Raw genomic sequence first — 12893 nt, forward strand, 5'->3', positions numbered from 1 at the left:
AAATGAGACCCCCCAACACCCCCCCGCCTCTCGCCCGCAGCGCCAAACGCCCAGAGCCCAGAACCGGCAAGGCGACGCAGCGAGAACCCACACCAACTCGAACCGACCAGTCACCGGCAAACGCACGAAACCGAACGCCCAAAGCCCCAAACCACCGAGGCCACGCAGGGAAAACGCAGCGCACGATCGCGAACCGGGCACCCAACTGGCACCAGCAGAGGCGCAAAGCCGAACACCAAAGCAAGAACCCCCAACGCCGAACAACCCGAACCCCGAATCGGCAAGGCGACGCAGCAAGAGAACGCGGCACGGGACCCAGGCGACCGGAAGCCCCACTGGCACCCGCAGAGGAGTGAAGCCGGACGCCGCGCCGCGGACCCACAAAGCCGAACAGCTAGAAGAACGAATCAGCTAGACGATCCGGCGAAGAACGCGGCGCGATCGAGCGAGGAGCCCAACTGGCACCCGCGGAGACGTGAAGCCGGACACCACCGCGAGGACTGCGGAGCCGATCGACCCGAGCCCAGAATCGGCGAGGCGATGCAGGAAGAGAGCGGGCGTGAAGCCCACCTGGTACCTGCGGATACGTGAAGCCGAATGCCACGGCGAGGACCTGCAACGCCGAACAACCCGAGCCCCGAAAAGGAGGGAACGGCGCGGTCGCGCGACCCGGGAGCCCAACCGGCACCAGCGAAGAGGTGAAGCCGGACGCCGCGGCGCGGGCCCACAAAGCCAAACGGCTAGGCACGAACTACCGAGGCGATGCGGAGAGAGACGTAGCACGAATCGAGCGAACCAGGAGCCCAACAGGCACGTGCGAATGTAGATCCGGCTGCCACAGCGAGGGCCCGCAGAGCCAGACGGCGAGGCGACGCAGGGAGTGAACGCGGCACAGGATCGAGCGAACCGGGAACCCAGTTGATGCCTGCGGAGACGTGAAGCCAGACGCCCCGAGACCCGAACCAGCTGAGCAACGAGCGAAAAGAACGCGCTGCAGAGGCCAGCGGACCGCCGCGACTCCGCGACGCGAGAGCCGAACGCCTCACGCAGTCAGCCGAAACTCCCGCAGCCAGACGAGTGCACTCCCGCATAGACGAGGTGCAAAGGCATGCAGAAAACACCTCACCAGCGAGAGAGCAAACGGCACGCCACTCCCAACCGCCCCCACGATCCCAAGCCAAAGGGGGCTCCGCCCCCGACCACCCCGAAAACCGCAACCAAAGGCACCGCGGGGGTCCGGGGGGCTCGGCCCCCCGGGTACTCGGCGCCGGTGAAGCGGGAAGGTGCGAAGCATCGAACAAGACGAAGACACCGGCGCACTCGTTTCGCCTCTCGGCGGCTTGGCGCAGTGTGGCTCCGGCCGGACCGGTATTCCACAAAGGCGGTTCTTCAGTGAGCCCGGGGGACACGAGTGCGCCGGCTCATTGTTCTCAACGGGGTGCGTGGTGCTGGTGTTCCCGTGCCGGGAGGATTTCCCGCGGCGGGTGATGGGATCATGGGTGGCGTGCCAGCGGACGCCGAGGTTGAACCGGGAACGCTCCTGGTCGCCGCACCCACGATGTTCGACCCGAACTTCAAGCGGACTGTGGTGTTCGTGATCGATCATCGGGCGGAGGGCACGCTCGGGGTGGTCTTGAACCGGCCGTCTGATGTTCCGGTGAATGACGTTCTGCCGGGGTGGGGCGAGCACGTCGCGGAGCCTCAGTCAGTGTTCGTCGGCGGGCCGGTCGACAAGAAGACCGCGCTGTGTCTCGCCGCGTTGCGGACTGGGGAGACCGCGGCCAGCGTTCCAGGCGTTGTCGCGGTGCGGGGGCCGGTCGCGCTGGTCGATTTGGACAGCGATCCCGAGGTTCTCGTGCCCAAGGTGCGGGGCGTGCGCGTGTTCGCGGGTTACGCCGGGTGGGATTCGGGGCAGCTCGCGGGCGAGATCGAGCGTGAGGACTGGGTGATCGTCCCTGCCTTGCCGAGCGACATTCTCGCGCCGCCTAGCCGTGACCTCTGGGGTCAGGTGCTGCGCCGTCAGGGGGTGCCGCTCGCGTTGCTGGCCACCCATCCCGGGGACTTGCAGCGGAACTGAGTCGTGAGTGGCTACGCCGGTTAGAACCGGTATCGCCACTCACGAGGCCCGGGCAGGTCAGGCTTCGCTGGACTTCTGCAGGACCCCGCAGCCGCCGGCACCGCACGCGCAGCCGCTGCAACCGGCCGGGACCGGCGCGGGGGCGGGGACTGTCAGGGCGGCTCGTGCGCCCATTCGGGCACCGGCGACCACCATCGCCAGCAGGCCGAGCAGTCCGACGATCGCGGCGGCCACCAGGCCGGCGGTGGCGGGAATCGCTAGGCCGGCCAGTCCGCAGACGATCGCGGCCGCGCCGCCGGCGAGGGTCGGGATTCCGGCGACCCGGTTGGCCAGTTTGAACGCCTCTTCGCTGCGCATCGAGGCTTCGGTCCGGACTCCGGCCCCGCCTGCTCGGGTCAGCCGTCCGCGCACGCCGAGGAATCCACCCCAGCCGACGACGACACCAAGGACGATCGGGACGAGCGCGATAGCGAACACCCCTTGAGGATAAGCGTGACCTCGCGGCCATGTCCCGGATACCCTCGTCGGCTGTGCTACGGGCCATGTCTTCGTCCACGCGACACCGGCTGCTCGCCGCCGCCGGGATCGTCACGCTGTCCTTGCTCATCCCCGGAACCAGCGACGCCGCGGAAGCCGCGCCGCGGCCGGTCCGGTTGCTCGGCGAGCAGCGGGTGCCGCACAACCTGCAGTTCCAGGGCACGACGGTCGGCGGGTTGTCGTCGATCGACTTCGATCCGCGCACCGGCGGCTACGTCTTCATCAGCGACGACCGGTCCGCGATCAACCCGGCTCGCTTCTACACCGCGAAGTTCGACGTCAGCGCCAAGGGTGTGGGTCCCGTCACCTTCACTGGCACGCATCCGCTGCTGCGCCCGGACGGCACGCCCTACCCGCCGCTCGCGAAGAACGATCCGGCCGCTCCGCAGAACGAGCAGACGATCGACCCCGAGGAACTGCGCGTCGACCCGTGGACCGGGCATTACGTCTGGTCCCAGGAGGGCGATCGGCTCGCTGACCAGCACCTGATCCAGCTGTCGATCCGCGAAGCTACCCGCGACGGACACTACGTGCGCGACCTGCCACTGCCGGCCAACGAGCGGATGACGCCGGACGCCGGTCCGCGCCGCAATTACGTCCTCGAAGGCCTCGCCTACACCGGGTTCGGCACGCTGCTGGCCAGCGAGGTCGAGGCCCCGCTGCTGCAGGACGGCCCGCCGCCCACGCCGACGTCGGGTGCGTTGTCGCGGATCACGCTGCAGAGCCGGTTCGGGCACGTGCTCGCGCAGTACGCGTACCCGCAGGAGAAGCTCTTCGCCGAGCCGAAGCCCGCGACCGCGTTCGCCGACACCGGCGTGTCCTCAATGCTCGCGGTGAACCAGGCGGATCCGACGAAATTCCTCATGATGGAGCGGTCCTTCGTCACCGGCGTCGGCAACAAAGTGCGCATCTTCGAGATCGACACCACCGGCGCGACGAACGTCCTCCACACCCCCTCCCTGACGGCCGCGAAGCACGTCAAGCCGGTGAAGAAGAAGCTGCTCGCCGACCTTTCCGGCCTCCCGTTGTCCACTGTGGACAACATCGAGGGGATGACCTGGGGTCCGGCGCTGCCGTCCGGGGAGCGCAGTCTGCTGCTCGTGAGCGACAACAACTTCTCCGCGTCGCAAGTCACCCAGGTCGTCGCTTTGGCGGTCCCGTCGGAACGGCTTTGACCAGCGCGTTACGATGAGTGCATGAACACGGCTCGGCTGCTCCTTGGCCTGCCGCGCTGACCTGGTCCGATGACCGGCTCGGCGCGGCGACCCCTCATGCCTTCTGGCTTGGGGGGTCGAGTTGTTTCTGGAGTGGCGCGACACGGAGGAAGACGGCGATGACAGGGTCCACGGACACCGGGGCCACGGCGGACGGCGCGCAGACGCGCGCCGAGGCCGAGCACACCCCGCCGTTCCGCTACACCGCGGAGCTGGCCGGGCAGATCGAGCAGCGCTGGCAGGACCACTGGTCCGACCACGGCACCTACCACGCGCCGAACCCGGTCGGCCCGCTCGCCGACCCACGCGAGCAGGTGCCCTCGGACAAGCTGTTCGTGCAGGACATGTTCCCGTACCCGTCCGGTTCCGGCCTGCACGTCGGGCACCCGCTGGGCTACATCGGCACCGACGTCTACGCGCGCTACCACCGGATGATCGGCCGGAACGTGCTGCACACGCTGGGCTACGACGCGTTCGGCCTGCCCGCCGAGCAGTACGCGGTGCAGACCGGCACGCACCCGCGCACCACGACCGAGCAGAACATCGCCACCATGCGCCGCCAGCTGAAGCGGCTGGGACTGGGCCACGACGAGCGCCGGTCGATCGAGACGATCGACCCGGACTACTACAAGTGGACCCAGTGGATCTTCCTGCAGATCTTCAACTCCTACTACGACGAGGACGCCCGCAAGGCGCGTCCGATCGAGGAGCTGGAGAAGGCGTACGCCGCGGGTGAGCGCACGACGCCGGACGGTCGTCCGTGGGCCGAGCTGAGCACCGTCGAGCAGCGCAAGATCATCGACGACCACCGGCTGGTCTACATCTCCGAGGCTCCGGTGAACTGGGCCCCCGGCCTGGGCACCGTCGTCGCGAACGAGGAGGTGACCGCGGACGGCCGCAGCGACCGCGGCAACTTCCCGGTGTTCCGCAAGAGCCTGCGCCAGTGGATGATGCGGATCACCGCGTACGCCGACCGCCTGGTCGACGACCTGGACCTGCTGGACTGGCCGGACAAGGTCAAGTCCATGCAGCGCAACTGGGTCGGCCGCTCGCAGGGCGCGCGCGTCTCGTTCGCCGCGGGAGACGAGAAGATCGAGGTCTTCACGACTCGTCCGGACACCCTGTTCGGGGCCACCTACATGGTGATCGCGCCGGAGCACCCGCTGGTCGAGAAGCTGACCGCGGCGCAGTGGCCGGGCGAGCACCCGGAGACCTGGACCGGCGGGGCGAAGACGCCCGCCGAGGCCATCGCCGCCTACCGCGCCGCCGCCTCCCGCAAGTCCGATCTGGACCGGCAGGAGAACAAGGAGAAGACCGGCGTCTTCACCGGCACCTACGCGGTGAACCCGGTCAACGGCAAGGAAATCCCGGTCTTCGTCGGCGACTACGTGCTGATGGGCTACGGCACCGGCGCGATCATGGCGGTGCCCGCACAGGACCAGCGCGACTACGACTTCGCGAAGAAGTTCGAGCTGGAGATCGTCCGCACGGTCGACCCCGGCGAGGGCTTCGAGGGCGAGGCGTTCACCGGCGACGGCCCGGCGATCAACTCGGCCAACGATTCGGTCAGCCTGGACGGCATGGGCGTCGCGGACGCCAAGAAGACGATCATCGCCTGGCTGGAGGACCGCGGCGCGGGCGAGGGCACCGTCCAGTACAAGCTGCGCGACTGGCTGTTCGCCCGCCAGCGCTACTGGGGCGAGCCGTTCCCGATCGTCTACGACGAGAACAACCTGCCGATCGCACTGCCCGAGGACCAGCTGCCGGTCGTGCTGCCGGAGGTCGACGACTACGCGCCGAAGACCTTCGACCCGGACGACGCCGACTCCGAGCCGTCGCCGCCGCTGTCGCGCGCGAAGGACTGGGTCGAGGTCACGCTGGACCTGGGCGACGGGCCGAAGAAGTACCGCCGCGACACCAACGTCATGCCGCAGTGGGCCGGTTCCTGCTGGTACCAGCTGCGCTACGTCGACCCGGCGAGCCAGGACGTGTTCTGCGCGCCGGAGAACGAGGCGTACTGGCTGGGCCCGCGCCCGGCCGAGCACGGCGTGGACGACCCGGGCGGCGTCGACCTGTACGTCGGCGGCGTCGAGCACGCGGTGCTGCACCTGCTGTACTCCCGGTTCTGGCACAAGGTGCTGTACGACCTGGGCCACGTCTCCTCGAAGGAGCCGTACCGCCGCCTGTTCAACCAGGGCTACATCGAGGCGTTCGCCTACACCGACAAGCGCGGTGTGTACGTGCCTGCTGAGGACGTCGTCGAGCGCGACGGCAAGTTCTTCTTCGGCGACGAAGAGGTCAAGCAGGAATACGGCAAGATGGGCAAGAGCCTGAAGAACGCCGTGACGCCGGACGAAATGTCGGACACCTACGGCGCGGACACCTTCCGCGTGTACGAGATGTCGATGGGTCCGCTGGACATGTCGCGGCCGTGGGCGACCAAGGACGTCGTCGGCGCGCACCGGTTCCTGCAGCGGCTGTGGCGGCTGCTGGTCGACGAGCAGACCGGCGAGCTGCGGGTGTCGGCGGACGAGGCGACCGAGGCGGACCGGAAACTGTTGCACCGCACCATCGCCGGAGTCCGCGAGGACTACGCGGAGATGCGGTTCAACACCGCGGGCGCGAAGCTGATCGAGCTGAACAATCACCTGACCAAGGCGTACGGCTCGGCCGCGGGGACTCCGCGCGAGCTGGCCGAACCGCTGGTGCTGCTGCTGGCTCCGCTGGCCCCGCACGTGGCCGAAGAGCTGTGGCACCGGATGGGCCACGTCGACTCGCTGGTGCACGGGCCGTTCCCGGTCGTGGACGAGAAGTACCTGGTCGAGGACTCGGTCGAGTACCCGATCCAGGTCAACGGCAAGGTCCGCTCGCGGGTCACCGTGCCCGCGGACGCGAAGAACGACGCGGTGCAGGCGGCCGCGCTGGCGGACGAGAAGATCGCCGCGCTGGTCGGCGACAAGACGCCGCGCAAGGTGATCGTGGTGCCGGGCCGTCTGGTCAACATCGTGCTCTGATCGGCTAGCCGCGAACCGGCCCGGGACTTCACGGTCCCGGGCCGGTTTCGCGTCCGGGATCGCCCCGACCGAAAGGCGCCAGCGTCGTCCTTCCCGCCCCGCTTTTATTGGGGGGCAAGGGAAACACGGTGGAAGGACGGACATGAACCTCGACGGCAAAGTGGCGCTGGTGACTGGTGGGAGCCGGGGAATCGGGGCGGCGACGGCACTGCGGCTCGCCGAGGCTGGGGCGGATGTGGTGCTCACCTACGCGGTGAACGCCGAACAGGCCGCGGAAGTGGTCGACCGGATCAAGGCGCTCGGGCGGCGGGCGCTCGCGGTCGGTGCCGACAACGCGGATTCGGCGGCCGTGGAAGCCGCGGTGGAAGCGGCGGTCGCCGAGTTCGGGCGGCTGGACGTGCTGGTCAACAACGCGGGCGTCGGTTTCGTCGGCCCGCTGGAGCAGACCGGGATGGACGACGTCGACCGCGTGCTCGCGGTGAACGTGCGCGGCGTGCTGGCCGCGACGAAGGCGGCGGCCAAGCACCTCGGCGAGGGCGGCCGCGTGATCACGATCGGCAGCTGCGTGACCGATCGCGTGCCGGGGCCGGGGATGGTGCTGTACGCGGTCAGCAAGTCCGCGATGGTCGGGCTGACCAAGGCGTTGTCCCGCGAACTGGCCCCGAACGGCGTGACGGTGAACCTGGTGCACCCGGGACCCACCGACACCGAAATGAACCCGGCCGACGGCCCCTACGCCGCGGACCAGGCGTCCATGACCGCCGCCGGCCGCTACGGCAAGCCCGCGGAAGTGGCCGACACGGTGGCGTTCCTCGCCTCGCCGGCCAGCGCGTACGTGACCGGCTCGACCATCTCGGTCGACGGCGGCCACGCGGCCTAACCCGAGTAGAGGCCGACGTCGCGGGCGAGGTCGGTGAGCATGGCCTCGAACAGCACGTCGGGTTTGGACATCGGGATCGGGTAGTTGCCGAACACCTCGAGGGTCACGTGGCCGTAGAGCCGCGCCCAGAAGGTGATCATCAGGTAGGTGAGCCCGAGGTCCAGCTTCTCCGGCGGGATCTCCCGCCCGGACTCCTTGAGCACCGTGAGCAGGTCCTGCTGGAACGCGGTGAGGTCGTCGCGGAGTTCGGGCGGGACCACGTCGTTCGGCGGCATGACCAGGTCGTGCTGGGCGAGCACGTGGCCGGCCGCGGCGAGGAAGATCTTGCCGAACGGCTCGTCCAGCCGGTGCAGCGCGCTGCCGGTCGCGGTGCCGGTGGCCCCGGTCGGCGACGCGAACACCAGGGTGAATTCCTTGGTGTGGGTCAGCGCCCAGCGGCGGAAGCCTTTGCAGATCTGGAACAGCTGCAGCAGGCCCTCGTCCTTCAGCTCCGCGATGTCCTCGGCGGGTTCGGCGGCGAGGTCGGTGCAGACGTCGAGGCGGAGGTTCTCCAGCAGGTCGTCACGGGATTCGTAGTAGCGGTACAGAGCCGGTGCGGTGATGCCCAGCTCCCGGGCGATGGCCCGCAGCGTCACGGCTTCCGGACCCTGGCCTACCAGCAGTTTTCGCGCGGTCCGGCGGATGTCGGATTCGGTAGCCGCTCGCGCGCGACCCCTGCGTGTGGGGCTGCTCATCTGGGCAGTCTAGGTGGTCTGGACACCGGTTCAGGCGCTGGCGCGCGAATCGGGGCGCCGCCGACGCCGATCACTCGGGGGGCTACGTGATCGGCGCCGGCGACCCGATGCCCTCTCCGGTGCGCTTCCGGTCGGGGCAACGTCATCGGCTCAAGGCCAGTGACGCTCGAAGAAGAGCGAAGCCCGCCGCAGAAGTGACGCCTGGGGGATATGGATCCCCCGATCGAGTGACGGCCAGTCGCTGTTCCGCCTGATTGTCGCACTGAGCGCCAAGAAAGTTACAAACGCTTTCACTTTCGGGCACAGATGGCGGAAAAGACGGGTCGTGGCAGAGTGGCGGCATGAGTGCTGCGGTGCTGGTAGTCGGGTCCGCGAATGCCGATTTGGTGGTGCCGGTCGATCGTCGCCCCGGCGGCGGCGAGACGGTGTTGGGCGGCGACACCGCGTTGTCCCCCGGCGGCAAGGGCGCGAATACCGCGGTCGCGGCGGGAAAACTCGGCGCGGACGTCGCGTTGCTCGGCGCGGTCGGCGACGATCCGTACGGTCGAATGCTGCGGGATTCGTTGTCCAATGCGGGAGTCGATACGCAATTCGTTCGTACTGTCGATCGGCCTACCGGAATCGCCTACATCACCGTGACTCCGGACGGGGAAAACTCAATCCTCGTCTCCCCCGGCGCGAACTCCGCGCTGGAACCCGGGGACATCACCGACGAGGCGCTGGACGGCGTCCGGGTGCTCGTCGCGTCGCTGGAAGTGCCGCTGCCGACGATCGAACGCGCGGTGGTGCGGGCGCGCGAGAACGGCGTGCGGGTGCTGCTGAACCTCTCCCCGGCGGCCGAGGTGTCGCCGGAAACGCTGGCCGCGCTGGACGTCCTGCTGGTCAACGAGCACGAGGCCGCCTACCTGCTCGGTTCGGAGGACGCTGACCCGCGTGAACTGCTCGAACTCGGCCCGCGCGCGGCAGTGGTCACGCTCGGAGCCAAGGGCGCGGCGGTGCTTGAGGGCGACAAGTCGACAACCATCGAGTCGTCCAAGGTGGAAGCCGTCGACACGACGGGCGCGGGCGACGCGTTCGCCGGTGCGCTGGCTGCCGCCCTCGCCGATGGCGCTGACCTGGTCGATGCCGCCGACCGAGCGGTGAAGGTAGCCGCGGTGACCGTGACCCGCCATGGTGCTCAACCGTCGTATCCGACGGCCGCCGAGCTGGAATGAGTCACGTCCGGACCGTGTTGTGGCTCACGTGGGTGATTCGTTCGGTTCGGCGTGGTGGCAGGGGTACGCGACCCGGTTGCGGAGGATGGCGGCAGCGCAGACGCGTGATCCGCTGGCGTTGATGCCGCTCGACAAGACGCTCGCCGCGTTGGGTCGAACGGCGGAAACCTACGAGGGGCTGCGCTCGGTTCCGATCGACGGCGTGGTGGGGTCGCTCGCGCGCGCCGAGGATTTCGACCGGCTGTTCCGGCCCCGCAATCGAGCCCTGCGCGAGCGCTGGCGGGCGATCGCCGACGCCGTCGGGGAGCTTCCGCCGGTCCGGCTCGTGCGGCTGGGCGACATGTACTTCGTGGAGGACGGGCACCACCGGATCGCGCTGGCCAGAGCGCGCGGTGCCGAGAAGGTCCTGGCCGAGGTGCGGTCGGTGTGCACGATCGCGTGGGCGATGCGCTGCCTGACGCTGGCGGACCTGCCGTCGAAGAAGGCCGAGCGGATGTTCCTGGAGCGGGTCCCGCTCGCCGACGCCGACCGGACCGACCTGTGGCTGGACGACCCGGCCGACTGGTTCCGGCTCGCGGACTCGGCGGAGGCCTGGGGTTTCCGGCAGACTTTGCGGGGCCGGGTGCTGCGCGACCGTGCGGAGCTGGCCCGCGCTTGGTGGCACGAGGAGGTGCGTCCGGTGGTCGAACGGGTGCGAAATCGGGAAACGGGTGCGGCGCCCCGGGAGATCGCCGTCTACGTGAGCTATGGTCTAGACCATGTCTGAGAGTGCCGCCGCTCCGGCCGAGTCCGCTGCCGGTTCCTCGCTGACCGGGGTCGCGGTGAGCCCCGGACGCGCGAGCGGACCCGTCGTGCGGGTCGCCGAGCCGCTCGGGGAACCCGCCAGCACGCCCGCGCCGGACGACCCGGCGGCGGAGGCGGCCCGGATCGAGCCCGCCGCGCGGGCGGTCGCCGCGCGGCTGGAAGCGCAGGCCGAGGCCGCGACCGGCGAGGCCGCGACGATCCTCATCACCACCGCCGCGATGGCCGCTGATCCGGCGCTCGCCGCTCAGGCTCAACAGCTGGTGACGGCGCGGAACCTACCCGCGGCCCGCGCCGTCTACCAGGCCGCCGAGGGCTTCGCCGACGCGTTGGCGGCCGCCGGCGGGTACATGGCGGAGCGGGTCCGCGACGTCCGTGACGTGCGCGACCGGCTCGTCGCCGAACTGCTCGGCGTCGCCCCGCCCGGGGTGCCCGAGCTGGCGTCGCCGAGCGTGCTCGTCGCGCGCGACCTCGCGCCCGCCGACACCGCCGGGCTCGACCCGGCGAAGGTGCTCGCGCTGGTCACCGAGGAGGGCGGCCCGACGAGCCACACCGCGATTCTCGCGCGGGCGCTGGGAATTCCGGCCGTCGTCGCGGTGCGCGGGCTGCTGGCCTCCGACGCGAAGGCGCTATCGGTCGACGGCGACACCGGCGTGATCGAGGCGGTCGACGCGTCCGCGCCGATCGTCACCGCCGCCGCTTCCGGCCCTGCCGAATGGAACGGCGTCGGCGAACTGTCCGACGGGCACCGGGTGAAGGTGTACGGCAACGTCGGCTCCCCGGCCGACGCGCAGGCCGCCGCGGACGCGGGCGCCGAGGGCGTCGGACTGTTCCGCACCGAATTCAGCTACCTCGACGCGCCGGCCGAGCCGTCCGTCGAAGAGCAGCGAAAAGCTTATGCCGCAGTGCTTTCGCCGTTCCGCGGCAAGCCGGTCATCGTGCGCACGCTGGACGCGGGCGCGGACAAACCGCTCGCGTTCCTGTCGCCGGACGACGAGCCCAACCCGGCGCTCGGCGTCCGCGGCCTGCGGATCGCGTTCGACCGGCCAGAGGTGCTCGACCGGCAGCTCGAAGCCATCTCCGGTGCGGCGGAGGATTCCGGCGCGGAAGTTTCGGTGATGGCCCCGATGGTCGGCACCGTCGAGGAAGCCGCCTGGTTCGCCGAGCGCGTGCGCGCCGCCGGAATCGCGCGGGCGGGCGTGATGATCGAGATTCCCGCCGCCGCGGTGCTGGCGCGGGAAATCCTGGACGTGGTCGATTTCGTGTCTGTCGGCACGAACGACCTGGCCCAGTACACCTTCGCCGCCGACCGCCAGCTCGGCGCGGTGGCGAAGCTGAACGACCCGTGGCAGCCCGGTTTGCTGCGCCTGCTGAAGCTGATCGGCGACGCGGCGGAAGCGACCGGGAAACCGGCGGGCGTGTGCGGCGAAGCGGCGGCCGACCCGCGTCTCGCGCTGGTGCTGGCCGGGCTCGGCCTGACGAGTCTGTCGATGAACGCCCCGGCGGTCCGCGCGGTCGGCGCGAGCCTGGCGACGGTGTCGCGGGAGCAGGCGGCCGAGATCGCGGCGGCGGCGCTCGCCACCACCGATCCGGCCTCCGCGCGCAAGGCGGTCGCTGACGCGGTCTCCCGCTAAGGGGACGCCGGACCCGGGTGAGAGATGGGGTAACCGGGCCCGGCGCCGGACGCTGGTCAGCCGAAGATGCCCCGCCGAGGGTGGCGGATGACCAGCGAGCCTCCGTGGATGCGGCCGGTCAGCACGTAGCGCGGGCTGCCCGCGCGGCCGTTGCTGCCGGTCTTGTCGTCGAGGGAGCCGAACTTGATCTCGGTGATCGAGTTGTAGTCCACCGCCGCGTGCTGCGGGATGATCAGCTCGACCGAACCCCACTTGGAGTCGAGTTCGATCTGCACCACCGGGGTGGCGACCCGGGCCTCGGTGAAGTCGAGCTTGGTGCTGCCGTACTTGTTGCGCACCACCATCGCGGCCGGGACCTGCCACGGGCCGCTGCGCTGCAGTGACGAGTACTTGGCGTTGAGTTCGAGCCGCTGGCCGAGCCCGTAGTTCGGTCCGTAGCCGGGAGGCTCGGACATCGGCGCGTACTGCGGCGCCGCGCCGGGGTGCACCAGTCCGGGCAGGTCGGCGAGCACGGTGTTGAGGTCGCCCCGGGTGCGGGCGGCGAGCGCCTGGTCGGTGCGTTCGGTGAACTCGTCGAGGGTGAGCATCCCCTGTCCGATGGCTTTCTGCAGCACGCCGACCACGTGCTCGCGTTCGTCGTCGGACACCCGGATGTCGCGCGCGGTCAACGGCTTGGTCTCGGTCGCGGGCTGCGCGGCGATCGTCTCTTCCTCGGCCATGGCTTCGATGGTAGAACTCCATTTCCGCTGGCAGATCGGGGAAAAACCCTGAACGGACCCGTATTCCGC

Annotated in this window: 10 protein-coding genes; 7 read left to right on the forward strand and 3 right to left on the reverse strand. The window is 69.8% G+C overall.

Going from position 1 to position 12893, the window contains the following annotated elements; translation table 11 throughout:
- Nucleotides 1-1495: 1495 nt before the first annotated feature.
- Nucleotides 1496-2077 (forward strand): YqgE/AlgH family protein, encoded by a 582-nt coding sequence (locus D0D37_RS34595; protein WP_162834611.1) that lies wholly within the window; start codon nucleotides 1496-1498, stop codon nucleotides 2075-2077.
- 57 nt (nucleotides 2078-2134) lie between these two features.
- Here D0D37_RS34595 and D0D37_RS34600 read toward each other — a convergent pair whose 3' ends face one another.
- The gene (locus D0D37_RS34600; RefSeq protein WP_116204797.1) at nucleotides 2135-2554 is read right to left on the reverse strand and encodes an SdpI family protein; all 420 of its coding nucleotides are present in this window, start codon (nucleotides 2552-2554) and stop codon (nucleotides 2135-2137) included.
- A gap of 65 nt (nucleotides 2555-2619) precedes the next feature.
- On the opposite strand from D0D37_RS34600, the gene D0D37_RS34605 reads away from it, so the two are divergent.
- The 3 genes from D0D37_RS34605 (at nucleotide 2620) to D0D37_RS34615 (ending at nucleotide 7722) form a co-directional block, all read left to right on the forward strand.
- Nucleotides 2620-3789, forward strand: a complete 1170-nt coding sequence (locus tag D0D37_RS34605) for an esterase-like activity of phytase family protein (protein WP_167493613.1) — start codon at nucleotides 2620-2622, stop codon at nucleotides 3787-3789.
- 158 nt (nucleotides 3790-3947) lie between these two features.
- Nucleotides 3948-6842 carry a leucine--tRNA ligase gene (gene leuS / locus D0D37_RS34610; protein ID WP_244223784.1) on the forward strand — a complete coding sequence of 965 codons (2895 nt, stop codon included), beginning with the start codon at nucleotides 3948-3950 and terminating at the stop codon, nucleotides 6840-6842.
- A gap of 142 nt (nucleotides 6843-6984) precedes the next feature.
- Nucleotides 6985-7722, forward strand: a complete 738-nt coding sequence (locus D0D37_RS34615; protein ID WP_116204798.1) for a 3-oxoacyl-ACP reductase family protein — start codon at nucleotides 6985-6987, stop codon at nucleotides 7720-7722.
- Here D0D37_RS34615 and D0D37_RS34620 read toward each other — a convergent pair.
- Nucleotides 7719-8456 carry a TetR/AcrR family transcriptional regulator gene (locus tag D0D37_RS34620; RefSeq protein ID WP_116204799.1) on the reverse strand — a complete coding sequence of 246 codons (738 nt, stop codon included), beginning with the start codon at nucleotides 8454-8456 and terminating at the stop codon, nucleotides 7719-7721. The genes D0D37_RS34615 and D0D37_RS34620 overlap by 4 nt on opposite strands.
- 341 nt (nucleotides 8457-8797) lie before the next feature.
- Here D0D37_RS34620 and D0D37_RS34625 point away from each other — a divergent pair, with 341 nt between their 5' ends.
- Genes D0D37_RS34625 through ptsP form a run of 3 tightly spaced genes read left to right on the forward strand, consistent with a single transcriptional unit; the run spans nucleotide 8798 to nucleotide 12105 of the window.
- Entirely contained in the window at nucleotides 8798-9670 is an 873-nt protein-coding gene (locus D0D37_RS34625) for a ribokinase (protein WP_116204800.1), read from the forward strand.
- Nucleotides 9671-9698: 28 nt separating this feature from the next.
- The gene (locus tag D0D37_RS34630; protein ID WP_116204801.1) at nucleotides 9699-10436 is read left to right on the forward strand and encodes a hypothetical protein; all 738 of its coding nucleotides are present in this window, start codon (nucleotides 9699-9701) and stop codon (nucleotides 10434-10436) included.
- Nucleotides 10429-12105: a phosphoenolpyruvate--protein phosphotransferase gene (gene ptsP, locus D0D37_RS34635; RefSeq protein WP_116204802.1), complete on the forward strand. Its 1677-nt coding sequence runs from the start codon at nucleotides 10429-10431 to the stop codon at nucleotides 12103-12105. Before D0D37_RS34630 ends, ptsP begins: the two co-directional genes overlap by 8 nt.
- A gap of 56 nt (nucleotides 12106-12161) precedes the next feature.
- On the opposite strand, the gene D0D37_RS34640 is transcribed toward ptsP, so the two are convergent.
- Complete coding sequence (locus tag D0D37_RS34640) at nucleotides 12162-12824, reverse strand: DUF1707 SHOCT-like domain-containing protein (RefSeq protein ID WP_116204803.1); 663 nt, start codon at nucleotides 12822-12824, stop codon at nucleotides 12162-12164.
- Nucleotides 12825-12893 lie beyond the last annotated feature (69 nt).

Source organism: Amycolatopsis circi, assembly GCF_003385235.1.
Taxonomy (GTDB): domain Bacteria; phylum Actinomycetota; class Actinomycetes; order Mycobacteriales; family Pseudonocardiaceae; genus Amycolatopsis; species Amycolatopsis circi.